Origin of the sequence: Stenotrophomonas sp. FSL W7-1447, from assembly GCF_037966425.1 — a bacterium.
Taxonomy (GTDB): domain Bacteria; phylum Pseudomonadota; class Gammaproteobacteria; order Xanthomonadales; family Xanthomonadaceae; genus Stenotrophomonas; species Stenotrophomonas pavanii.
Map to the genome: position 1 here is coordinate 1,152,269 of NZ_CP150199.1, position 22,565 is coordinate 1,174,833.

Consider the following 22,565-nt stretch of genomic DNA (forward strand, 5'->3'; position numbering starts at 1 on the left):
GAAACCCGGGGGCGGGTGGGGGAGCTGCCTTCCTTGCGCCGGTCCGGGGACGTCGCAGGAGGGCGGCGGAATCAGCGTCGGGGCGTGTAACGGCCCTTGGACTGGCTGAGGAAATGATACGTGTTGTTCTTCGAATCCACCTCGAAGCCGACGCCGGACTGTTCCATGCCGGGGCGGGTCATGACCACCCGCGCGTCGGTGCGGGCACGATTCTCCTTAGGGAAGACATCCAGGTGGTCGGTGCGGAAGGTGGTCGGCACCACGCCCGGACCGGCCGGGCTGTCGCCGGCGACATTGCCGCGCAGCTTCATCTGGTCGCCCTTGGCGCTGAGCCAGCCGGTCTCGGCGCGCAGGGTCCAGTGCTTGCCGTCCTTGTCCGGCATCTCGAACAGCGGCGTGGCGATGTTGATGGTCTGGTCGCCACGCTGGCGTTCCAGCAACGGCGCGCGCAGGGTGGTCGATTCCTTGCCCTGCTCATCCAGCGCGACGATCTGGAAGTCGTGCAGGATGTAGTCCACGCCGACGTCCTGGCCGGCCGCGGCCGCGCCCTTGTCGCGGTTGCGCAGGGCCGCCCAGCTGCTGAGCAGCGCGGCCAGCAGCAGGCCGATGCCAAGCACGGTGCGCCAGTTCAGGGTCGGCAGGTTCATGCGCCGAACCTCGCCAGCACCGCGTCCACATGGCCCTGGGCAGCCAGCAGGATGTCGCACAGCTCACGTGCCGCGCCACGGCCGCCATCGGCGCGCGTCTGCCAATGGACGCGCTCGGCGATCCACGGGTGGGCATTGGCCGGGGCCACTGCCAGGCCGACCGCGCCCAGCGGCGCCAGGTCCGGCAGGTCGTCGCCCATGAAGGCCACCTGCTCCAGGCCGATGCCATGCTGCGCGCACAGCGCCTGCACGCTGGCCAGCTTGTCGCCCACGGCGATCTGGGTGTCGATGCCGAGGTCGGCGCCGCGCTTGAGCGCGGACTGGCTGTTGCGCGCGGTGATCAGCACGGGGTGGATACCGTGCTGCTGCAGCAGTTTCAGGCCCAGGCCATCCTGCACGAAGTACGCCTTGCTCTCGTTGCCGTCCTTGTCGTAGTACAGCCGACCGTCGGTGAGGGTACCGTCCACGTCGAAGCAGGCCAGGCGGATGCGGGCCGCGGCGGCATGCAGGTGGGCGGGGAAGGCGGGCAGGGGGGACCAGGGCATCAGGGGGGCGGGCTCGGTGGATTCGGGTGGGGCGTTACAGACTGAATGGGGTCTACGGACTGTCGGTTAAACCACCCGGGCCCGCAACAGGTCATGAATGTTCAGGGCGCCGACCGCGCGGCCCTGGCCATCGACCACGATCAGGCCATTGATTTTCTGGGTTTCCATCTGCCGGGCGGCCTCCACGGCCAGCTGGTCGGCGCCGATGGTGCGGGGGTTGCGGGTCATCACATCGGCGATCTTCGCGGTCCGCACGTCCAGCGCGCTGTCCAGCGCCCGGCGCAGGTCACCGTCGGTGAACAGGCCGATCAGCACACCGTCGGCATCGACCACGGCGGTCATGCCCAGCCGTTTGCGGCTCATTTCGACCAGCGCCTCGCTGAGGCTGGCGTCGGCGCTCACGCTGGGCAGGTCCTCACCGGTGTGCATGACGTCGGTGATGTGCAGCAGCAGGCGGCGGCCGAGGCTGCCGGCCGGGTGCGAGCGGGCGAAGTCGTCGGCGGTGAAGCCGCGTGCATCGAGCAGGGCCACGGCCAGCGCATCGCCCATCGCCAGCGAAGCGGTGGTGCTGGAGGTCGGCGCCAGTGCCAGCGGGCAGGCCTCGGCCGGCACGCTCACGTCCAGGTGGATGTCGGCGGCGGTGGCCAGGCTGGACTGCGCGCGGCCGGTCATGGAAATCAGCAGGTTGCCCTGGCGCTTGAGCACCGGCAGCAGCATCAGCAGCTCGTCCGACTCACCCGAGTAGGACAGTGCCAGCACCACGTCGTCCTCGGTGATCATGCCCAGGTCGCCGTGGCCGGCTTCACCGGGGTGCACGTAGAACGCCGGTGTGCCGGTGGAGGCCAGGGTGGCGGCGATCTTGCGGGCGATGTGCCCGGACTTGCCCATGCCGGTGGCAACCACCCGGCCGCGACTGGCCAGGATCGCCTGGCAGGCCTGCTGGAAGGCCTCGCCGAGGCGGGTGGCGACCGCGTCGAGGGCCTGCTGTTCGATCTCGAAGACGCGGCGGCCACTGGCGACCAGGCTGGCCGGATCGACGGAACGGGGGGGCAGGAGGGACTCGGCCATGCGGACGCCACGCAGCGGAAGTAGAATGAGCGCTCATTTTATTAGGAAAGCCCGTTGGACGCCGACACCATCCGCAACCTGATCGAAACCGGCCTGCCCGGCGCCCGCGCCGACGTGCGTGGCGACGATGGCGTGCATTTCGAAGCGACCGTGGTCTGCGAGGCCTTTGCCGGCAAGATGCCGCTGGCCCGCCACCGGATGGTCTATGCCACCCTCGGCGACCTGATGGGCGGCGCGATCCACGCGCTGGCGCTGAAAACCGTGACCCCGGCCGAAGCCGGCTGAACCGCAGAAGATCCCCAATACATGGCCAAGATCGTTGTGACCGGCGGCGCTGCGCTGCACGGTGAAGTGAGCATCTCCGGCGCCAAGAACGCCGTCCTCCCCATTCTCTGCGCGACCCTGCTGGCCGATGAGCCGGTGGAGATCACCAACGTGCCGCACCTGCACGACGTGGTCACCACGGTGAAGCTGCTGGGCGAACTGGGCGCCAAGGTCACCATCGACCAGGGCACGCTGTCGCGCGGCAGCGCGATCGTGGTCGATCCGCGCCCGGTCAACCAGCACGTCGCACCGTACGAGCTGGTCAAGACCATGCGCGCCTCGATCCTGGTGCTGGGCCCGCTGCTGGCCCGCTTCGGCGCGGCCGAAGTGTCGCTGCCCGGCGGCTGCGCGATCGGTTCGCGCCCGGTCGACCAGCACATCAAGGGCCTGCAGGCGCTGGGTGCCGAGATCGTGGTCGAGAACGGCTTCATCAAGGCCACGGCCAAGCGCCTGAAGGGGGGCCATTTCACCTTCGACATGGTCAGCGTGACCGGCACCGAGAACGTGCTGATGGGCGCGGTGCTGGCCGAAGGTACCACCATCCTCGACAACTGCGCGATGGAACCGGAAGTGACCGATCTGGCGCATTGCCTGATCGCGCTGGGCGCGAAGATCGAAGGCCTGGGCACCGCGCGCCTGGTCATCGAAGGCGTCGAGCGCCTGTCCGGTGGCCGCCACGAAGTGCTGCCCGATCGCATCGAGACCGGCACCTTCCTGGTCGCCGCAGCGATGACCGGTGGCAAGGTCACGGTCAACCGTGCGCGCCCGAACACCATGGACGCGGTGCTGTCCAAGCTGGTCGAGGCCGGTGCGAAGATCGAGACCACCGACGACACCATCACCCTGGACATGCAGGGCAAGCGGCCGAAGGCGGTCAACCTGACCACCGCGCCGTACCCGGCCTTCCCGACCGACATGCAGGCGCAGTTCATGGCGCTCAACTGCGTGGCCGACGGCGTTGGCGTGATCAATGAAACGATCTTCGAGAACCGTTTCATGCACGTCAACGAACTGCTGCGCCTGGGCGCGGACATCCAGGTCGAAGGCCACACCGCCATCGTGCGCGGCAGCGATCACCTCAGCGGTGCGCCGGTGATGGCCACCGACCTGCGTGCCTCGGCATCGCTGATCCTGGCCGGGCTGATGGCCCGCGGCGAGACCACCATCGACCGCATCTACCACCTTGACCGTGGCTACGAGAACATCGAAGAGAAGCTGTCTTCGCTCGGCGCCACCATCCGGCGCGTGCCATGATCCTGCGTGGCAAGTTCAGCCCGCGCCGCAAGGCGCTGCTGGCCCTGGTGCTGATCGTGCTGGCGTGGCTGGGCTACGCCTGGTACGCCAACATCGCCATCACCCAGGGCATCGAGCAGAAGGACATGGACTGGAATGGCGATGGCACGGTCTCGCGCGACGAGATCATCGAGTCGTTCTATGCCGTTGCAGTGAACGACAGCCAGGAGGGCAACCGCCATTGCCGCACCTTCGTCTGGCGCAGCACCGGCGAGCAGATCCGCGTGGACTGCCGCACCGAGTTCAAGCCGGCGGCGGCCGAGGAAAAGAAGTAAGAAAAACGCCCGCGAAAGCGGGCGTTTTCTTTGCGCGGTGCCTGGGGCCGGATCCCTTTCCATCGGAAAGGGCTCCGACCCCGGCACTCAGTTCATCGCCTTGATGGTCAGGTCCAGCGCGTCACGGCCACTCTCACGCTGCAGCATGCGCGCCGGCACCGGGAATTCCGGCACGATCCAGGCGATCAGCTCCTTGTTGCCGTCGGCACGCGAGACCTTGGTGGCTTCGTAGCTCTTGCCGCCCACGGTGATCGACTCCTTGCCGACCACGCGATAGGTCATGTTCTTGATGCGGCCTTCGTCGACCATGCGATAGGTCAACGGCTTGCCGGCTGCCAGGTCGCGGGCGATCGCCAGGTTGATCAGCAGGGCATCCATGTCACCGGCCTTCAGCGCGATCGGGCCGGCCCGGTCCGGCTTGATGTCGCCGGTCCAGGTGGCCTGGTTGCTGGTCCAGTTGTAGGTGGCCTGCACGTTGCGCTTCTTGACCAGCAGCGCCGAACGGTCCTGGCTGCTGAGCGGGCGCAGCTGGCCGCGTACTTCCTCGAACACGGTGCTCTGGCTCAGGTCTGCCAGCTGGTTCTTCACCTGCAGCGTGTAGCGCCACTTGTTGGCGCCCTCGCTGCTCAGGGTCATGCTGCCATTGGCCTGCATGCCCATGTAGCTGGCGAGATAGTCGGCCTTGAACGGCTGCAGGGCCATGGCCGGCAGGCTGGCCACCGACAGGGCGGCCGCAGCGATCCAGGCGAGGGGGCGGGTCAGGGTGCTCATGCTCAGACTCCTTGGTATTCGATCAGGCGCAGATCGACGCGGTCTTCGCCGTCTTCGCGTTGCAGGATGCGCACCGGGGTGGGAACTCCGTTGGCGATCCAGAGGATGGTTTCATTGTTGCCGCCGTTGGTCCGGTAGACCCGCAGCGCGTTGTAGGACAGGTCGCCGACTTCGACGTTCTCGGTCTGCGGCGCGGCCTGGTAGTCATGCTGGCGGACCTTGCCCATGTCCACGTAGCGGTAGTGCATGGTGGCACCCGGACGGGCGTCGCGCATGATCGCCAGATTGATCAGCAGGGCACTCTGGTCGCCCGGCTGCAGCGGAATCGGCTGCGCACGCTTCTTCTCGACGTCGCCGCTCCACTGCGCGGTACCGGCCTGCCAGTTGTACGTGCCGACCGCCTTCTTGCCGAGGAACAGGCCCTTGCGCACCGTGCTCTGGCTCAGCGGTGCATAGGCGCCGGCGCGCTCCTCGAAGACCGTGCTCTGCTCGATGTTCAGGCCCAGCACGCTGGCGAACCCGCGGCGGCCGACCACCTGCATGTCGACCCGCCACTGGTTGCCGCCGGTATGGGTGACCTGCATGCTGGCATCGCCGGCCTCCTTGCCCTTGTAGAAGGCCTGGTAGGTGGCGCTGAACGGCTGCAGCGGCGGCGGTTCCCACGCCAACGCCGGCAGGGCCGGGGCCGCCGCTTCGGCCGGCGGCTGCACCGCTGGCACCGGCGCCGGAGCGGGCGAGGCGGCAGGCGCCTGCGCCTGGCCCCAACCCACGCCGGGAAGCACGACAAGCGACAGCAGCAGTGAAGTGGACAGCAGGGTCGTGGTCTTCATGGAAGAGAGGAGCCGCAGGAGGTGGGCAGGATGCCAGCCCCGCAGTCAGCGGGGCGTGTGCGTGGGCGTTACCGGTTCAGGTTCCCGGCGGAATCTAGGGCCAGCGGGCTAAACAGGGGGTGACCGTCCAGTTGCGGCTGGCCCTCCCGTTCAGTCAGGCGGCCGGCGCACAGCAGCTGCAGCGTGGCGATCAGCAGGGGATGCTCCACCGCCAGCACGCGTGTGGCCAGGGTGTCGGCGTCATCGCCGGGCAGCACCGGTACCCGCACCTGGGCCAGCACGGCGCCGGCGTCCAGCTCGGGTACGACCAGGTGCACGCTGGCACCGTGCTCGGCGTCGCCGGCGTCCAGTGCCCGCGCATGCGTGTCCAGCCCCTTGTGCAGCGGCAGCAGGGAGGGGTGGATATTGACCAGGCGGCCATTGAAGCGCTGCACGAAGGCGGCGCCGAGAATGCGCATGTAGCCGGCGCAGACGATCCAGTCCGGCGCGACGGCGGCCAGTGCATCGCCCAACGCCTGCTCGTAGGCCGCGCGGTCCTGGAATTCCTTCGGCGCATGCGCCCAGCGCAGGGCAGCGTCGACCCGCTGCAGCGCGGCGGCAGCGGGGCGGTCGGAGAACACGCCGACGACCTCGGCGGGCAGTTGGCCGCCGGCAATCGCATCGAGGATGGCCTGCAGGTTGCTGCCACGGCCGGAGGCAAGCACCGCAATGCGGGTGGGCGTGGTCATGGCCGGGCGCTCCGGCGGATCAGCGGCCAGGTCAGCAGGCTGCCCACGGTGGCCAACAGCATGTCGGCGTGCGCGTCCCACATGTCACCCTGCTGCCCGTTGTAGGCCTCGGCGGCATCCGGCGACAGGGCCAGCGCGATGGCCCACTCGAACCACTCGTAGACCAGGCTGGCGCACATCACCGTCATCACCGCCAGGATGAAGGCCTGGCCCCGACGCAGGGCCGGCCACGCGTGGCGTGCCAGCTGCAGCAGCGCCGGCGTGAAGCAGACGCCGAACAGGAAGTGGATGAGGCGGTCGAAATGATTGCGCTGCCAGCCGAACGCCGCGTTGGGCGACCAGCCGGTCAGCGCCTGCGCCCACGCGTCGTAGGGCACGTTCGAGTACAGCCAGCGCGCCGCCACGCAATGCAGCGCGATGAAGCCGCAGATCGCGATGAATGCGCCGTTGCCCAGCCAGCCACCACGGCGGTCGACCCACAGCAGGGCGGCCAGCCCGACCACGGTCAGCGTGCTGTGCAGGGCCTGCTCGGTGGGCCAGAGCGGATGGATCCAGCTGATTGCGAACACTGCCAGTACGGCGGCAAAGGCCAGCCGCTTGGGGCCCGGGAAACGGGAGGCGGTGGGCGGGGCGGTCGTCGGTAGCGCGGGCGCGGACATGGGGAGTCGATCAGGGGAGGGCGGAGCGTCTGCCGGCAAGCTCAGACGCGGAGATGGTCGCCGCGGTCGAACAGGGCGGCCATGTCCGGCCTGGACAGGAACACCCAGGCATAGGCGGTCAGGGCCATGCCCAGCGGGCCGGCCAGTACCGCCAGCCAGGCCGCGCGCTGGCACCAGGCCAGCCCGGTGCGGCGCGACAGCAGGCGCGCGGTGTGCAGCTGCACGAAGCCAAGCGCGGCAGCCAGCACTGAAACGACGCCGTACACAGTGGCCAGTACCGCGCCATCGTCCAGCCCGCGCGCGCTGGCGACCAGGCCGATGAAACCGAGGAAGGTCAGCGCGGCCACCCAGTGGAAAACCGCCAGCGCGTAGAACAGTACCTTCAGCGTCTGCAGGTGGCTGCCCAGCTGCAGGTGCGCCAGGGTCTGATGCGGCAGCGGCGGTGGCGTGCCCGGAATCGTCATGCCGCCGTGCCAGCTGCATCGAACGCAGCCTTGACCTGCGGGCGCAGCAGCGTGATCAGGCTGAGTACTCCCAGCACGGTACCGATCGGCGTGAACAGGCAGGCCAGCCCGGCCACGATCAGGCACAGCAGGTAGCGGCGGCGGCGGGCCAGGCAACGGCCGGCGTAGGCCACGAACGCGCCCAGGGTGACGCCACCGAACACGATGACACAGCCGATCAGGACGAACATCCAACCGAACACGCGCTGTTCGGCCGGCGACGAGGGCTGGCCGCCGGAGTTCATCGGCAGGTTGCCGGTGAGCGCGGTGACGCCGAGCACGATGTGGACGATGAAGATCAGCGAGAACAGCGCGATCAGGCCGCCGACCACGTAGTGCGCGATTGACAGCATGCGCAGGTGGTCGGCGTCCTGGGGGCCGAACGCCGGTACCGTCGTCGCCGGCGGCACGGGGGCGGGGGGCAGTGGGGGCGTTGCGTCCATGCGGGCTCCTCGGCGTCGGGTTCAGCCGATGCGGACGCGCTCGGCGCCTTCAGCGGTCACCACCTGGCCGATGGTCCAGTGGTCCAGGCCCTGGGCCTTGACCGCCTCGGACACCGCAGCGACCTGGTCGGCGGCCACGATCAGCACGAAGCCGATGCCGCAGTTGAAGGTGCGCCACATCTCGCTGTCGGCCACCGCGCCTTCCTTCTGCAGCCACTGGAACACCGGCGGCAGGGTCCAGGACGAGGCCTGGATGTCCAGGCCGAGGCCATCGGGCACCACGCGGATGATGTTCTCGGTCAGGCCGCCACCGGTGATGTGGGCCATGCCGTGGATGGCGGCACCGTGCGACTTCAGCAGCGCCAGGATCGGCTTCACATAGAGGCGGGTCGGTGCCATCAGCGCGTCGACCAGCTTCACCCCGCCTTCCAGCTCCAGGTCGGCCGGGCGGCCGGCGCGGTCGTAGATGCGGCGTACCAGCGAGTAGCCGTTGGAGTGCGGGCCGGACGAGGCGATGCCGATCAGCACGTCGCCTGCGGCCACGCTGGCGCCGTCCTTCAGCTCGCTCTTCTCGACTGCGGCGACGGTGAAACCGGCCAGGTCGTACTCGCCCGGGGCATACATGTCGGGCATTTCAGCGGTTTCACCGCCGATCAGCGCGCAGCCGGCCTCGGTGCAGCCGTTGGCGATGCCGCCCACGACCGCTGCGGCGGTGTCGATGTCCAGCTTGCCGGTGGCGAAGTAGTCCAGGAAGAACAGGGGCTCGGCACCCTGCACCAGCACGTCGTTCACGCACATGGCGACCAGGTCGATGCCGATCGTATCGTGGCGGTTCAGCTGGTGGGCCAGCTTCAGCTTGGTACCCACGCCGTCGGTGCCCGACACCAGCACCGGCTCGCGGTACTTGTTGGACAGGTCGAACAGGGCCCCGAAGCCGCCCAGGCCACCCATCACTTCCGGGCGGAAGCTGCGCTTGACCAGGGGCTTGATCCGCTCGACCAGCGCGTTGCCGGCGTCGATGTCGACCCCCGCGTCACGGTAGGTGAGGGGGGAGGGGGCGGAAGACGGGGTGTTGGTCACGGGCGTCGGCGCTGGCAGGGGTTGAACGGGCGATTTTAACAGGCCGCATTGGCGCAAAGGCCGTATTCGGGCAACAATTCCCCCGGATTCGTCGAGCCAATGGATGTCCTGATGCGCCGCAGCCTGATTCTGACCCTGCTCCTTGCACTGAGCCTGCCGGTGGCCACGATGGCCCAGAGCGGCCTGCGCACCGAGGGAGATGTCGCCACCGCTTCGGGGGCCTACGAGGCCGAAGTGCCCGTCAACAGCCAGGCCGAGGCCGATCGCAACGGTGCCCTGGCCCGTGCCCTGAGCGTGGTGCTGGGCAAGCTGTCCGGCGATCGCAACGTGATGTCACGCCCCGGCGTGGTGCAGGCGCTGCGCAATGCCAAGGACTACGTGGCCAGCTACGACTACAAGCAGGACCAGAGCGTGGGCGCGAGCGGCGCGCCGAGCTTCCGGACTCTGCTGGTGGCCCGCTTCCGCGAGGACGACGTCGATGCGCTGGTCTCGGCGCTCGGCCTGCCGCTGTGGCCGCAGCCGCGGCCGAAGCCGGTGCTGTGGCTGGCGGTCGATGACGGCAGCGGCCCGCGTCTGGTCAGCGTGCAGCAGGCCAACGCCGCCCGTCCGTTGCTGAACCGTGCCATCGAGCGGGGCTACAAGCTGGGCCTGCCCAGCGGCGGCGCTGCCGAACAGGCCCTGGCCGGGGCCATCTGGCGCCAGGACAGTGCCGCCGTGGCCCGCGCCTCCTCGCGCTACTCGCCACCGATGCAGCTGATCGGCAAGCTGTACCGCGCCAATGGCGGCTGGCAGGCGGACTGGGTGTTCGTCGACAACGGCCGTGAACTGAACAAGTGGACCAGCAAGGACGCCAACGCCATGCGCGCGATGGCGGCCGGCGCCGATGGTGCCGCCGACGCGCTGGTCAAGCGCTACGCCAAGGCGGGGGCGGCCACCGGCCAGGCCGGCACCTACCGCGTGGTGGTGACCGGCATCAACAGCGCCGATGACTACCTGCGCCTGGCCGCAGGCCTGCGCGAAGTGCCGGTGGTGCGCACTGTCACCCCGCTGCACGCCTCGGCCGGCCAGCTGGAGCTGAGCGTGGAGATGACCACCGGCCTGGCCGGCTTCAACCGCATGCTCGGCGACAACGGCGTGCTGGTACCCAGTGCGCCGCTACCGGCGCTGCCGACCCCGATCGATGACACCACCGGTGCCCCGGTGGCCGCGCCGGTCAGCAACGAGTACCGCCTGCGATGACCCTGACCCCGGAAGCTGAAATCGCGCAGTTCCTGCGCCGGCTGAAGTACATCCTGTTCGCCGGCCTGATCGGCTGGGTGGTGTGGCTGCTGGCGCCGATCCTGACCCCGTTCGTGATGGCGCTGGCGCTGGCGTGGCTGGGCGACCCGCTGGTGGACCGCATCGAGGCCACCGGCCGCTCGCGCATGACCGGCGTGGTGCTGGTGTTCGCGGCGATGGTGCTGGTGATCGTGGCGCTGCTGCTGGTGCTGGTGCCGATGATCGAGCGCCAGATCACCACCCTGATCGCGGTCGCGCCGCAGGCACAGGCGTGGCTGATGGAAAAGGGGATTCCCTGGTTCGAGCAGAAGACCGGCCTGGAAGTGATGCAGTGGCTGGACCCGGACCGCCTGATCGAGTGGGTGCGCAGCCACTGGCAGCAGGCCGGCGGTTTCGCCACCACGTTCATGGGCTACGTGTCGCGTTCGGGCTTTGCGATGGTGACCTGGGTGGTCAACATCCTGCTGCTGCCGATCCTGGCGTTCTACTTCCTGCGCGACTGGGACAAGCTGGTGGAGCGGGTGGCCTCGGTGATCCCGCGCAACCACATCGGCACCATCAGCGCGCTGGCGCGTGAGTCCAACGAAGTGCTGGGGGCGTTCATCCGCGGCCAGTTCCTGGTGATGCTGGCATTGGGCGTGATCTATGCCGGTGGCCTGTCGCTGGTCGGCCTCAAGCTGGGCCTGCTGATCGGCCTGATTGCCGGCCTGATCAGCTTCATCCCGTACCTGGGCGCGACCACCGGCGTGCTGATGGCGGTGATCGCCGCGCTGGTGCAGGCGCAGGGCTTCGACCTGAAGCTGCTGATCCTGGTCGGCGTGGTGTTCACCGTGGGCCAGTTGCTGGAAAGCTACGTGCTGACCCCGCGCATCGTCGGCGACAAGATCGGCCTGCACCCGGTGGCGGTGATCTTCGCGGTGATGGCCGGCGGCCAGCTGTTCGGCTTCCTCGGCATGCTGCTGGCGCTGCCGGTGGCGGCGGTGACGAACGTGCTGCTGCGCTACGCCCACCAGCGTTATCGCCAGAGCGAGCTGTACGTGGGCGAGAAGCCGGCGATCGTGCTTGACGGGGTGGTCGACCAGCCCCATATCCTGCTCGATCCGAACGACAAGGGCCCCGACCTGAAGTGATGGGTGTGCCGCAACTGCCGCTGGCCCTGCATTACCCGCGGGACCAGCGCCTGGAGACCTTCATCGGCGCGCCGGATGGCGCGCTGGCGCAGCTGCGCGCGATCGCGGTCGGCGCCAGCCACGACTGGGTCTACCTGGAAGGCGCGGCGGGCACCGGCAAGACCCACCAGGCACTGGCGATGTGCTCCAGCGCCGAGCAGGCCGGGCGCCTGCCGACCTACGTGCCGCTGGCCAGCGCCGCCGGCCGTGTCCGTGCGGCGCTGGACGGGCTGGATGCGCGCGAACTGGTGGCGTTGGACGGCCTGGACGAAGTGGCCGGCAATCGCGAGGACGAGGTCGCGCTGTTCGACTTCCACAACCGTGCACGTGCGGCTGGAGTGACTGTGCTGTACACGGCGCAGAAGTCGCCGGGCGAGCTGGGCCTGCTGCTGCCCGACCTGCGCTCGCGGCTGGGCCAGTGCGTGCGCGTGCTGCTGCAGCCGCTGGATGAGGAAGGCCGTGCCGCGGTGCTGCGCGAGCGCGCGCTGCGCCGTGGCCTGGCGATCGATGAGGCGGCCATCGAGTGGCTGCTGTCGCACACCGGTCGCGAGCTGGGCGGATTGATCACGCTGCTGGACTGGCTGGACCGTGAGTCGCTGGCGGCGAAGCGGCGGATCACCGTGCCGTTCCTGCGCCAGGTGCTGGAAGAAGGCCGGCCCCGCTACTGAGGTGGGGTTTGTTTGCAGGGCTGCGCCCTGCACCCGCGGTAGTGCCGGCCGCTGGCCGGCAACGTCAACGTCAACGTCAAAAGCTGGCTTCCTGAGGGGAGGCGGGGTGGCTCAGGTTGCGGGGGACGGCGCAAGTACGTCCCTGTAGCCTCGGTCGCGCCATCCATGGCGCTCACGCCCCCGCAACCTGAGCCACCCCGCCTTCGACAGGTTCCCGCGATCTGCTGGGACTGCGTACTGCACTGCTGTTGGTGGGTGTCGACCTTGGTCGACATCCGAGCAAGCGCAGCGAAGCGACCCGCTTTTTCTTTTCTTTTCTTTCTTCCGTGGCTGGACGCCCACGGAAACTGTCAGAGGCCGGGCGCCCGCCCGGCCAACTCACATGCCAGTCGACTAACAGTCGACTCTACGCGACCAACCACGAGGGGCTCAGCCGTTCGCCGCCAACTCCGCATCGAGCGCGCGCAGGCGATCAACCGTCCCGACGTCGGTCCAGCGCCCGCGATGGTGCTGCCCGGTCATCAACCCCTGCGCCATGAAATGCTTCTGCAGCGGCACCACCGAGAACTTCGGCGGCAGCCGTTCGCTGCCCGGCGCGTCGCCGATCACCGCGCGCCAGTGGGCCACGATCGAAGGACGGTACACGCCGATGCCGGCATAGGTCAGGCACGGCCCTGCGCGGTCGTGGTGCAGCAGCCCCTGCGCATCGAGGCGGTAGTCGCCCTCCGGGTGTTGCGCCGGGTTGTCGACCAGCACCAGGTGCGCCTGGCCCTGCGGCTCGCGCGGTAATGCAGCGAAATCAAAATCGGTCCAGATGTCGCCGTTCACCACCAGGAACGGGGCGTCGCCCAGCACCGGCAGTGCGTTGAGGATGCCGCCACCGGTTTCCAGCGGGGTCTGTCCTTCGTACAGGAAATGCAGGCGCAGGCCCCATTGGTGGCCATCGCCCAGCGTTGCCGGGAACTGCTCGGCCAGCCACGCAGTGTTGATCACCACCTCGCGCACGCCGAGTGCCGCCAGGCGTTCCAGGTGCCAGACGATCAGCGGCTTGCCGGCCACTTCCAGCAACGGCTTGGGCGTGTGCAGGGTCAGCGGGCGCATGCGCTCGCCCAGCCCTGCGGCAAAGATCAGCGCCTTCATCGGGCCACGCGCAGCGGCGCACCCAGCTCAGCCAACGCCGGCTTGATGCGGTCCTCCAGCAGCCGCTGCAGCGGTGCCAGTTCGGGATAGCGCGGCAGCACTTCATCCAGGTAGCCGATGAAGCGCGGCGCGTCGTCCAGGTAGTGGCCCTTGTTGTCGCGGTAGCGCAGGCGGCAGAACAGGCCGAGGATCTTGACGTGGCGCTGGATGCCCATCCAGTCGGCATCGCGCAGGAACGTGGCGCGGTCGGGCACCGGCAGGCCGGCATCGCGCGCGCGCGCGTGGTACTGCGCCAGCCACGCGTCCACGCGTTGCAGCGGCCAGCTCAGGAAGGCGTCCTTGAACAGGCTCACCGCGTCGTAGGCGATCGGGCCACGCACCAGGTCCTGGAAATCCAGCACCGCAGGGCCATCGTCGACCGGCATCAGGTTGCGCGGCATGTAGTCGCGATGGGTCATCAGCTGGGCCTGGCCCAGCGCGTTGTCCATCAGCCGGCGATGCACCAGCTGCAGGCCTTCGATCTCGCCGCAGTCCAGTTCAAGGTTCAGGTGGCGCTGCAGGAACCACTCGTCGAACAGGCCGGCATCGCGCTGCAGCAGTGCTTCGCCGAACTGGCCGAAGTCGGCCGGCACCGGGATAGCCTGCAGGCGCAGCAGCTGTTCGATCGCGCGGCCGAACCAATCATCGGCGTTGCGCTCGTCGAGGATCCTGGCCAGGGTCGGGCCGCCGAGATCTTCCAGCAGCAGGAAGCCGGCCTGCAGGTCCTGCGCCAGCAGTGCGGGTACGCGCAGGCCGTTGTCATGCAGCAGGCCGCGCATGCGCAGCCAGGGTCGCGGATCTTCCAGCCCGGGCGGCGCGTCCATCACGATGTGGCTGCCGCGCGTGCTGGTGGTGCGCCAGTAGCTGCGCATGCCGGCGTCGACCGAGGCGCGCTCGACCACGGCGTTGGCATCCTCGAGCTGGGTACGGGCCCACTGCAGGCGCTGCGCGCTGCGCTGGGGATCGGAGGCGGGTTCGGTCATGCGGGCATATCCGGGCGCGCCGGGCGCGCCAACGTCGGCAACAGGAAGGAAAGGGGGAACGGCGTCAGCGGCGACCGCTGAACAGGCGCAGGACGGCCAGCACGGCCACCGCGCCCACCACCGCACCGAGGAAACCGGCCGGTTCGCCGGGGGCGTACCAGCCCATGTACTGGCCGAACCAGCCGGCCAGCAGGGCACCGAGGATGCCCAGCACGATGGTCAGCAGGCAGCCCATGCGGTTGTTGCCGGGCATGAAGAAACGCCCGAGCAGGCCGACGAAGAAGCCGACCAGCAGGATGTACAACCAGCTGCTGCTGCCGAACAGACCATTCATGCGCGCGGATTCCGCTTGAGTGTGGACGCAGCCTAGCAAGGCCAGGCTGCGTCCGTCACCGGTGCCGGGTCAGCAGCAGCCGTGGTCGCCGTGGCGGGTACCGCTGTCGGCCGCTACCGGCGAACCGCTGGTCTCGCCGCGCAGGCTGGCGGCGTAGTGCTCGCTGATCACCTTGGACACGCAGGCGGTCACCTTCTTGCCCATCGGGATGTGCAGGAACTCGTTCGGGCCATGCGCATTGGAGTGCGGGCCGAGCACGCCGGTGATCATGAACTGCGCACCCGGGAACTTCTCGCCCAGCATGCCCATGAACGGGATCGAGCCGCCTTCGCCCATGTACATCGCCGGCTTGCCGAAGAAGGCCTGGCTGGCGTCCTCGATGGCCTGGGTCAGCCACGGCGCCATCGCCGGGGCGTTCCAGCCGGTAGAGGCCTTTTCCAGGTCCAGGGTGACCTGCGCGCCGTTCGGCGGATCGCGCAGCAGGGCTTCCTTCAACAGTTCGCCGCAGGTCTTGCCATCGGCGGTCGGCGGCAGGCGCAGCGACAGCTTCACCGAGGTCTGCGGGCGCAGCACGTTGCCGGCCGATTCCAGCGGCGGCATGCCGCCGACGCCGGTGACCGACAGGGCCGGGCGCCAAGTGCGGTTGAGCACCAGCTCGGTCAGGTCCTCGTTCATCGGACGCAGGCCGTCGACCATCGGGAACTTCTCGAAGATCTCGGTATCGACCACTTCGGCGGCGCGCTTGGCCTGTTCCAGGCGTTCGGCCGGGATCTCCACGTTCATGCCGTCGATCAGGATGCGGCCGGTGTCCTGGTCCTCGATGCGCGACAGCAACTGGCGCAGCAGGCGGAAGCTGGACGGCACCACGCCGGAGGCATCGCCGGAGTGCACGCCTTCGTTGAGCACCTTCACGGTGAAATTGCCGCCGGTCAGGCCGCGCAGCGAGGTGGTGCACCACAGCTGGTCGTAGTTGGCGCAGCCCGAATCCAGGCAGACCACCAGCGACGGCTTGCCGATGCGGTCGGCCAGGTGGTCGACATAGGCCGGCAGGTCGTAGCTGCCGGACTCTTCACAGGCTTCGATCAGCACCACGCAGCGTGCGTGCGGCAGGCCCTGGGCCTGCAGCGCCAGCACCGCGGCCAGCGAGCCGAAGATGGCGTAGCCGTCGTCCGCACCGCCGCGGCCATACAGCTTGTCGCCACGCAGGACCGGGGTCCACGGGCCGAGATCGTCGTCCCAGCCGGTCATTTCCGGCTGCTTGTCCAGGTGGCCGTAGAGCAGGATGGTGTCGTCACCGGTCTCGGCGCCGGTGGCCGGAATTTCTAGGAAGATCAGCGGGGTACGGCCTTCCAGGCGCACGACTTCAACCGTCAGGCCGGGCAGCTGCTGGGCCTTAGCCCAGTTCTCCATCAGGGTGACCGCCTGTTCCATGTAGCCGTTCTGCACCCAATTGGCGTCGAACATCGGCGACTTGTTGGGAATGCGGATGTAGTCGACCAACTGCGGGACGATTTCGCTGTCCCACTTGTCATTGACGAATTGGCCGAGCTTGGCGCTGTCCATCTGATACTCCGGTTGCATGGGCTGTGATCGCGCCATTCTACGCCTGTGCCGCGGGTAGGGTTTTTCCTACATCACGTCGGGTATTTGGCTGGCTTACGGAAATCCGGGAAACCGATAGGCTGTGCACATGTGGTGACGGACACTGTTCCTGCCGACGGGATTGCCGGTCGGGGCGGCCAGAATCACAGGGAGATACACGTCGTGCCTTGGAGTGTCGTGTTGAGGGCACTGGTGCTGGTAGTGGGGATCGCTGGGGCGCATGCCGCCGAACCGATCGACATCAACCGCGCCGATGCGCAGGCGCTGCAGCAGGGACTGACGATGGTCGGAGCCGCCAAGGCCGAGGCGATCGTCGAGCACCGGCGCAGACACGGCCCGTTTCATCGCGTCGAGGACCTGACGCAGGTGAAGGGGATAGGGAAAACGATCGTCGAACGGAATCGACAGCGGATCACCGTAGGCAACAGAGTGTTGCCGGCGGATCCGGTACCCGGATCGGTACCGGTGCGAACCGTACCCAGGCGCTGACAGCAGGAATCGTCGGAACCGGCAGGAGGCTGGTTCACCGGTCGCGGACAGGAAGACCGTGACCACCGACCGCCGCAGGACGCGGCACCAATCACCAGGATGGTGGCATCACAGACCTGTGGAAGGGGCTGAGATACAAACAGGACAGACGCGGCCGCGTGCAGGACGCAACGCTACCCCCACAGCGCAGGATGCGAGGGGGCGGCAGCAGGCCGACAGGGACGTAACGATTGCCCGGTACGACACATGGCTGTGTCGCCGGGCAGTTTCATTTCCGGCGCCTGGATTTGCCGCGGCCACCACGGGCCGATGGTGTACGGTGGCCGCTCCGCATGGAAAGGACCCCGCTGGATGCCTGCGAACCGCCTTACACCCCTGATGCTCGCCTTGGCACTCACCCTGCCACTGCTGGCCCACGCCGCTGCGCCGACGACGGCTGCCAAGCCGGCAGCTGCCGCCAGCACCGCCGACGTGCGCGGGCCGACCGACCTGAAACCGGGCGAATACCTGTGGCATCCGGAAATCTCGCCGACCGGCCCGATCGTGCTGGTGGTCAGCCTCGATGAGCAGCGGGCGTACGTCTACCGCAACGGCATCGCCATCGGCCTGACCACGATCAGCTCGGGCAAGGCCGGGCACGAAACACCGACCGGGGTGTTCACCATCCTGCAGAAGGACAAGGACCACAAGTCCAACCTCTACAACAGCGCGCCGATGCCCTACATGCAGCGGCTGACCTGGGACGGCATCGCCCTGCACGGCGGCAGCCTGCCCGGGCATCCGGCCTCGCACGGCTGCGTGCGCCTGCCGCAGGCCTTCGCGCAGAAGCTGTTCAGCGAAACCCAGCGCGGCGACACGGTGGTGGTGGCCGATGCCAAGAGCTCGCCGATGACCCTGGCCTATCCGTCGGTCCTGGCGCCGGTCAATGCCCGCGGGCAGGCCCTGCCGGAGGCAGAGGGCGGGGCGCCGGCGCAGGCGTGGTGGAACGACAGCGCCGCGCCGGCCGGTCAGGTCGGCATCCTGGTCAGCCTGCATGACCAGCGCCTGTACGTGCTGCGCGATGGCGTGATGATCGGCGAGTCGCCGCTGAAGGCCGACGCCCTGCCGGCGTTCCAGGGCACGACGCTGTTCGTGATGGGGCAGGGCTACAGTGACACGCCCAGCCCGCTGGACGTGAACCAGCGCCTGCACCAGTGGACGGCCTACCCGCTGCTGGGCCAGGACCGTGCCCAGGCCACCCCGGACCTGCTGGCCACGCCCTCGCTGCCGATGGCGCTGCCGGCCGATTTCGCCCGCCAGCTGTACCAGGTACTGGTGCCGGGCACGACCCTGCTGGTGACCTCGCTGCCGGCGGTCCGCCCAAGCCCGGCTGAATCCGGAATGCAGCCGGTCTTGGAATCCGAGCCGCCAGGGTCCACCCTCAAGGGCAACTGAGTCCCCTCGTTGTGCCCATGACTGCATCCCGCCTGTGCCGGCTGGCCGCGTTCGGCCTGCTGGCGACCTCGGCCAGCGCCCCGGCGCTGGCACAGACGCCCGCCCTCGCCACCTCTGCCGATGACCTGGCTGCGCTGTTGTCGCGCAGCGCGCCCAGGGCCGACCGCCACGTGCTGCAGCTGGCGGCGCACGCCATGCGCTGCGCGCTGCAGCGGCCGGAGCTGGGCATCAACGGTGATCGCCTCAGCGTGATCGACTATTCGCGGCCGTCCACCGAGCCGCGCCTGTGGGTGTTCGACCTGGCGCACCAGCGCCTGCTGTTCGAGGAATGGGTGGCGCACGGCCGCAACAGTGGTGAGAACCGCACCGAACACTTCTCCAACCGCGACGGCAGTTTCATGTCGAGTCTCGGCGCGTTCACCGCGCAGGAGACCTACATGGGCGGCAACGGGTATTCGCTGCGACTGGCCGGGCTGGAGCCGGGCTTCAACGACCGTGCGCGCGAACGCGCGATCGTCATCCATGGCGCGCCCTACGTGAACCCGGCGACCGCGCAGCTGCAGGGGCGGCTGGGCCGCAGCCTGGGTTGCCCGGCGGTGCGCCTCTCGGTGGCCAAGCCACTGATCGATGCGTTGCGCGGCGGCACCATGGTGTTCGCCTATTACCCCGACCAGGACTGGCTGAAGCATTCGCAGCTGCTCGGCGGCGAGTGTGGTGGCCAGGGGACGCTCGCCACACGGTGATGCACCGCGGCGCGCGGCATGATGCAATGCGCCGATGAACATCGACTCCCTGCTGCACACCCCGAGCCAGGTCATCTCCAGCCTGGACTACCGCCGCGAACGCTGGCGCAACGGCCTGGGCTGGACCCGCGAGATCCTGCGCCTGCCCGCACAGGGCGACGACTGGGCGCTGCGCCTGTCAGTAGCCGAGATCGAACAGGACGCCGCGTTTTCCGCTTTCCCAGGCGTGGAGCGCGAACTGGTGCTGCTGCAGGGCAACGGCGTGCGCCTGCGTTTCGAAGACGGCCGCGTGGCCGAAGTGCTGCCGCCGCATGGACGGGTACGGTTTGCCGGTGAAGAGGCACTGCATGGCGAGCTGGTCGATGGCACCACCCACGACTTCAACCTGATGTGGAAGCGCGAGCTGCTGCAGGCCGAACTGCTGCACCGGCCGCTGGTTGGGTCGATGTTCTTCTTCTGCGAACCGGGCGTAGCCTGGGCGCTGCACCTGCTGGCCGGTCAGGCGGAGTTTGGTGCCGACAGTGGCCTGCCGCCGCTGCAGGCCGGCGATACCGCGTGGTTGTCAGCGGGTGAACGGCAGCGGCACGCGTTGCAGGGCGGGGGCGAGTTGCTGGCGATACGGGTGAGTGCGGCAGAGGGGTGATTCCCGGGCGCCGGTGGCCCCATCCACGCATGGCGTGGATCTACTTGCACTGCGGTTGCCACCCCGCCTGGACACGCCGTTCAGTAGATCCACGCCATGCGTGGATGGGGCCACCGACACCGCGTCATGGTGCGAACCAAGGTTCGCACGCATTGATGCCGTTCAGTAGATCCACGCCATGCGTGGATGGGGCCACCGACATCGCGCCATGGTGCGAACCAAGGTTCGCACCCACCAGAAGGCGGCTCGAACCCCGCTGTAGATCCACGCCATGCGTGGATGCGCAACCTCAATACACATCGCGCCGGTAACGACCGGCCAGCAACAGCGCTTCCTTGCCTGCGGCACCCAGCACCTGCTCGATCACCCCATCCACGGCCGGGGCCATGCCCTGCAGGCTGCCGCAGACCAGGATCGTCGCGCCGTCATCCACCCACTGCCGCAGCGTTGTTGCTTCGGCCAGCAGCCGGTCCTGCACGTAGCGATGCGCACCACCATCGCGGCTGAACACAGCATCCAGCCGCGCCAGCGTTCCGCTGGCCAGCATTGCCTGCAGCTCGTCGCCGAAATGGAAGTCGTGTGCGGCGGTGCGCTCACCGAACAGCAGCCAGGTGCGGCGTGCGCCCTGCTGGGCACGTTCGTGCAGGTGGGCGCGCAGGCCGGCGATGCCGGTGCCGTTGCCGATCAGCAGCAGCGGCACATCGGCGGGCACGCCATGGAAATTGTCATTGCGGCGCAGGCGCAGCTGCACCGGCTCGCCGATGGCCACGTGGTCGCACAGCCAGCCGCTGCCGATGCCGGGCGTGCCGTCGGCGCGCAGCTGTCGGCGCAGCAGCAGCTCCACCGCACCGTCGGCCATCACCGAGGCGATCGAGTACTCACGATGCGGCAGCGGCTGCAGGGTCGCCAGCAATGTGGGCAGGTCACCCGGCGGAACCAGCGAGGGCAGGTGCGAGCGCGCGACGCGCGCCAGCAAGGTCTGCCCGTCCTCCAGCACGGTGTCCGCATCGAAGCCCTGCGCGTGCAGCCAGGCGCGCGCGCTGGCGCGGGCATGTTGCGGGCCGATCTCGGCGATGTCGCCGGCCTGCCACTGCGCCTCTGCGTCGGCCGGTGGCTGCAGGCGCAACCAGTACACCGGACCGCCGGGGCTGCCCGGGTTCAGATGCTCGCGCTGCAGCAGCGTCCACGGCTGGTACGCGGCCGGGCTCCAGTCGGGCAGTTCACTGGCGCCGCCGCCGAGTTGCCCCAGCAACTGCTGCCAATGCCGCAGCGCGGCCGGATCGGCGTTGTCGACTTCGATCGCATCGAACAGTGGATGCGCGCCATGCTGGCGCAGCCATTGGTCGAGCTGGTGGCCGAATCCGCAGAAGTGGCCATAGCTGCGATCGCCCAGCGCGAGCACGCCGTACTGCAGGTGCTGCAGTGACGGCGGCGCGGCCATCACCCCGCGCAGGAAGGGCAGGGCGTGGTCGGGCGGATCGCCCTCGCCGGTGGTGCTGGCAATGAACAGCGCGCGCTGGCTGTCGGCCAGCAACGCGGCGTCGACGTCGTGCAGACCGCGCACGCGCACGGGCATGCCGGCGCCGCGCAGGGCTTCGGCACTGCGTTCGGCCAGCTCGCGGGCAAAGCCGGTCTGGCTGGACCAGACCAGCAGGAGGGGCGCGGTGTCTCCGGTTGCGGCATCGTCGCGCGTGCGCCCACGCCACCACAGTGCAGCGCAGGCCAGCGCATACAGGGCCGTGGCGAGTGCCGCGATCTGCGAGTGTCGAATCGGTGGCGCGCCCTGCCACCATGCCTCACCGAGATGCAGGCGCAGCAACGCCCCGCCGATCAGCGCCAACAGGAGCAGGGCCAGGGTGTTGCCGAGCCACGCGCGCGACCGGCGTCCGCTCATGCGCCCTGCTCGTCGAGAAGACGCTGGAAGGCGCTGCTGAGGAACTCCTGCGGGCCGCCTGCAGCGCGCTGCAGGTAGCGCGCCGCCAGGCCTTCGCGCTCGGCCAGCGCCATGCCCTGGTCGCGACCGAGTACGGTCAGCGCGGTCGCCCAGGCATCGGCGTGCATCGCATCGCCGGCCACCACCGTGACTGCCGCAGCGACCTGGCGCACCGGCCTGCCGGTACGCGGATCGAGGCTGTGGCTGTAAGCCTCGCCATCGGCGTGGTACTGGTGCCAGCGATCGCCGGAGGTGGCCACCGCCCGGCCATCCAGTGCCAGCACGCGAGGCGGGGTATCGGTCCGCGCATCTTCTTCCGGTGCGGACTCCACCAGCACGCGCCACGGCTGGCCATCCGGTTTCCGGCCATAGCCGGCCAGTTCGCCACCGACCTCGATCAGCGCGGCAGCGATGCCTTGTCCGCGCAGCCACGCGGCGACGTGATCGACGCCGAAGCCCTTGGCGATCGCAGAGAGATCCAGTTCCAGCCCACCCGGTTGCAGCAGCGCATCGCCCTGCCACTGCAGGCGCTGCCAACCGCAGCGCTCACGCGTGGCCTGCAGGGTGGCGGCATCGGGCTGGCGGCGTTCACCGGCATGTGCACCGAAGCCCCACAGTGCAACCAGCGGACCGACGGTGGGATCGAAGGCGCCGTCACTGGCCGCAGCGATGGCCTGTGCGCAGGCCAGAACGTGGCGGGTCTCGGCCGGCAGCGTGCACCACTGGCCGGCAGCGGCATGATTGAAGCGGCTGAGGTCCGAGCCGGCTTCCCACGTGCTCATCTGCGCGACCACATCATCCAGGCGCGCCTGGATGCCAGCATGCAGCGGATGCAGGTCGCGCTGGCGTGGCGCGACCAGCGACACGCTCCAGGTGGTGCCCATGGTGGTGCCGCCGAGGCGGGCGATGTCGAGCAGGGGATCGGTCATGGGGGTCTGCTGCAG

26 protein-coding genes are annotated in these 22,565 nt (G+C 68.9%); 10 read left to right on the plus strand and 16 right to left on the minus strand.

Annotation, left to right across the window (positions count from 1 at the left end):
- Positions 1–71 precede the first annotated feature (71 nt).
- The 3 genes from lptC to NSQ78_RS05400 form a co-directional block, all read right to left on the minus strand.
- Positions 72–647, minus strand: a complete 576-nt coding sequence (gene lptC, locus NSQ78_RS05390) for an LPS export ABC transporter periplasmic protein LptC (protein ID WP_049466093.1) — start codon at positions 645–647, stop codon at positions 72–74.
- Positions 644–1,192, minus strand: coding sequence for an HAD hydrolase family protein (locus NSQ78_RS05395; RefSeq protein WP_049398160.1), 549 nt, complete (start codon positions 1,190–1,192; stop codon positions 644–646). Before NSQ78_RS05395 ends, lptC begins: the two co-directional genes overlap by 4 nt.
- A 66-nt stretch (positions 1,193–1,258) precedes the next feature.
- Positions 1,259–2,260 carry a KpsF/GutQ family sugar-phosphate isomerase gene (locus NSQ78_RS05400; protein WP_064237786.1) on the minus strand — a complete coding sequence of 334 codons (1,002 nt, stop codon included), beginning with the start codon at positions 2,258–2,260 and terminating at the stop codon, positions 1,259–1,261.
- 54 nt (positions 2,261–2,314) lie between these two features.
- Between NSQ78_RS05400 and NSQ78_RS05405 the strand changes: the two genes are divergently transcribed.
- Genes NSQ78_RS05405 through NSQ78_RS05415 form a run of 3 tightly spaced genes read left to right on the plus strand, consistent with a single transcriptional unit; the run spans position 2,315 to position 4,152 of the window.
- Positions 2,315–2,545 carry a BolA family protein gene (locus NSQ78_RS05405; RefSeq protein ID WP_021202589.1) on the plus strand — a complete coding sequence of 77 codons (231 nt, stop codon included), beginning with the start codon at positions 2,315–2,317 and terminating at the stop codon, positions 2,543–2,545.
- Positions 2,546–2,566: 21 nt separating this feature from the next.
- The gene (murA, locus tag NSQ78_RS05410; protein WP_049466097.1) at positions 2,567–3,838 is read left to right on the plus strand and encodes a UDP-N-acetylglucosamine 1-carboxyvinyltransferase; all 1,272 of its coding nucleotides are present in this window, start codon (positions 2,567–2,569) and stop codon (positions 3,836–3,838) included.
- Positions 3,835–4,152, plus strand: coding sequence for a hypothetical protein (locus NSQ78_RS05415; protein ID WP_049466099.1), 318 nt, complete (start codon positions 3,835–3,837; stop codon positions 4,150–4,152). The genes murA and NSQ78_RS05415 overlap by 4 nt, the downstream gene beginning before the upstream one ends.
- 87 nt (positions 4,153–4,239) lie before the next feature.
- On the opposite strand, the gene NSQ78_RS05420 is transcribed toward NSQ78_RS05415, so the two are convergent.
- The 7 genes from NSQ78_RS05420 to purM form a co-directional block, all read right to left on the minus strand.
- Positions 4,240–4,923, minus strand: coding sequence for a DUF3108 domain-containing protein (locus NSQ78_RS05420; protein ID WP_049466102.1), 684 nt, complete (start codon positions 4,921–4,923; stop codon positions 4,240–4,242).
- A 2-nt stretch (positions 4,924–4,925) separates the two neighbouring features.
- Positions 4,926–5,753: a DUF3108 domain-containing protein gene (locus NSQ78_RS05425; protein WP_049466104.1), complete on the minus strand. Its 828-nt coding sequence runs from the start codon at positions 5,751–5,753 to the stop codon at positions 4,926–4,928.
- 68 nt (positions 5,754–5,821) lie between these two features.
- On the minus strand, positions 5,822–6,481 hold the full coding sequence (gene purN, locus NSQ78_RS05430; RefSeq protein ID WP_064237787.1) for a phosphoribosylglycinamide formyltransferase: 660 nt from the start codon (positions 6,479–6,481) through the stop codon (positions 5,822–5,824).
- Positions 6,478–7,140, minus strand: coding sequence for a DUF2238 domain-containing protein (locus NSQ78_RS05435; RefSeq protein WP_064237788.1), 663 nt, complete (start codon positions 7,138–7,140; stop codon positions 6,478–6,480). The genes purN and NSQ78_RS05435 overlap by 4 nt, the downstream gene beginning before the upstream one ends.
- A gap of 41 nt (positions 7,141–7,181) precedes the next feature.
- Positions 7,182–7,604, minus strand: coding sequence for a hypothetical protein (locus NSQ78_RS05440; protein WP_064237789.1), 423 nt, complete (start codon positions 7,602–7,604; stop codon positions 7,182–7,184).
- On the minus strand, positions 7,601–8,086 hold the full coding sequence (locus NSQ78_RS05445) for a hypothetical protein (protein WP_064237790.1): 486 nt from the start codon (positions 8,084–8,086) through the stop codon (positions 7,601–7,603). Before NSQ78_RS05445 ends, NSQ78_RS05440 begins: the two co-directional genes overlap by 4 nt.
- A gap of 21 nt (positions 8,087–8,107) precedes the next feature.
- On the minus strand, positions 8,108–9,166 hold the full coding sequence (gene purM / locus NSQ78_RS05450; RefSeq protein ID WP_049466113.1) for a phosphoribosylformylglycinamidine cyclo-ligase: 1,059 nt from the start codon (positions 9,164–9,166) through the stop codon (positions 8,108–8,110).
- 99 nt (positions 9,167–9,265) lie between these two features.
- Between purM and NSQ78_RS05455 the strand changes: the two genes are divergently transcribed.
- Genes NSQ78_RS05455 through hda form a run of 3 tightly spaced genes read left to right on the plus strand, consistent with a single transcriptional unit; the run spans position 9,266 to position 12,281 of the window.
- On the plus strand, positions 9,266–10,405 hold the full coding sequence (locus NSQ78_RS05455) for a DUF2066 domain-containing protein (RefSeq protein ID WP_064237791.1): 1,140 nt from the start codon (positions 9,266–9,268) through the stop codon (positions 10,403–10,405).
- Positions 10,402–11,574 carry an AI-2E family transporter gene (locus tag NSQ78_RS05460; protein WP_049466117.1) on the plus strand — a complete coding sequence of 391 codons (1,173 nt, stop codon included), beginning with the start codon at positions 10,402–10,404 and terminating at the stop codon, positions 11,572–11,574. The genes NSQ78_RS05455 and NSQ78_RS05460 overlap by 4 nt, the downstream gene beginning before the upstream one ends.
- A complete protein-coding gene (gene hda, locus NSQ78_RS05465; protein WP_049466118.1) occupies positions 11,574–12,281 on the plus strand; it encodes a DnaA regulatory inactivator Hda in 708 nt (235 codons plus the stop codon). Before NSQ78_RS05460 ends, hda begins: the two co-directional genes overlap by 1 nt.
- 429 nt (positions 12,282–12,710) lie before the next feature.
- Here hda and murU read toward each other — a convergent pair whose 3' ends face one another.
- From murU to NSQ78_RS05485, 4 genes are all read right to left on the minus strand, one after another.
- Positions 12,711–13,421 carry an N-acetylmuramate alpha-1-phosphate uridylyltransferase MurU gene (gene murU, locus NSQ78_RS05470; protein ID WP_064237792.1) on the minus strand — a complete coding sequence of 237 codons (711 nt, stop codon included), beginning with the start codon at positions 13,419–13,421 and terminating at the stop codon, positions 12,711–12,713.
- Positions 13,418–14,443 carry a phosphotransferase gene (locus tag NSQ78_RS05475; RefSeq protein ID WP_064237793.1) on the minus strand — a complete coding sequence of 342 codons (1,026 nt, stop codon included), beginning with the start codon at positions 14,441–14,443 and terminating at the stop codon, positions 13,418–13,420. The genes murU and NSQ78_RS05475 overlap by 4 nt, the downstream gene beginning before the upstream one ends.
- A gap of 64 nt (positions 14,444–14,507) precedes the next feature.
- A complete protein-coding gene (locus tag NSQ78_RS05480; protein WP_005415577.1) occupies positions 14,508–14,777 on the minus strand; it encodes a GlsB/YeaQ/YmgE family stress response membrane protein in 270 nt (89 codons plus the stop codon).
- 69 nt (positions 14,778–14,846) lie between these two features.
- On the minus strand, positions 14,847–16,340 hold the full coding sequence (locus NSQ78_RS05485) for a M20 family metallopeptidase (RefSeq protein WP_049467454.1): 1,494 nt from the start codon (positions 16,338–16,340) through the stop codon (positions 14,847–14,849).
- A gap of 201 nt (positions 16,341–16,541) precedes the next feature.
- On the opposite strand from NSQ78_RS05485, the gene NSQ78_RS05490 reads away from it, so the two are divergent.
- The 4 genes from NSQ78_RS05490 (at position 16,542) to NSQ78_RS05505 (ending at position 19,688) form a co-directional block, all read left to right on the plus strand.
- Complete coding sequence (locus NSQ78_RS05490; RefSeq protein ID WP_308304597.1) at positions 16,542–16,868, plus strand: helix-hairpin-helix domain-containing protein; 327 nt, start codon at positions 16,542–16,544, stop codon at positions 16,866–16,868.
- Positions 16,869–17,219: 351 nt separating this feature from the next.
- Positions 17,220–18,302, plus strand: coding sequence for a L,D-transpeptidase (locus tag NSQ78_RS05495; RefSeq protein WP_064237795.1), 1,083 nt, complete (start codon positions 17,220–17,222; stop codon positions 18,300–18,302).
- 17 nt (positions 18,303–18,319) lie between these two features.
- Entirely contained in the window at positions 18,320–19,045 is a 726-nt protein-coding gene (locus tag NSQ78_RS05500; RefSeq protein WP_053506913.1) for a murein L,D-transpeptidase catalytic domain family protein, read from the plus strand.
- 34 nt (positions 19,046–19,079) lie between these two features.
- The gene (locus NSQ78_RS05505; protein ID WP_064237796.1) at positions 19,080–19,688 is read left to right on the plus strand and encodes a HutD family protein; all 609 of its coding nucleotides are present in this window, start codon (positions 19,080–19,082) and stop codon (positions 19,686–19,688) included.
- 289 nt (positions 19,689–19,977) lie between these two features.
- Here the strand turns inward: NSQ78_RS05505 and NSQ78_RS05510 are convergent, their stop codons facing one another.
- Both NSQ78_RS05510 and NSQ78_RS05515 read right to left on the minus strand, forming a co-directional pair.
- On the minus strand, positions 19,978–21,582 hold the full coding sequence (locus tag NSQ78_RS05510; protein WP_064237797.1) for a sulfite reductase subunit alpha: 1,605 nt from the start codon (positions 21,580–21,582) through the stop codon (positions 19,978–19,980).
- Positions 21,579–22,550, minus strand: coding sequence for an FAD:protein FMN transferase (locus NSQ78_RS05515; RefSeq protein WP_064239616.1), 972 nt, complete (start codon positions 22,548–22,550; stop codon positions 21,579–21,581). Before NSQ78_RS05515 ends, NSQ78_RS05510 begins: the two co-directional genes overlap by 4 nt.
- Between the last annotated feature and the right edge of the window lie 15 nt (positions 22,551–22,565).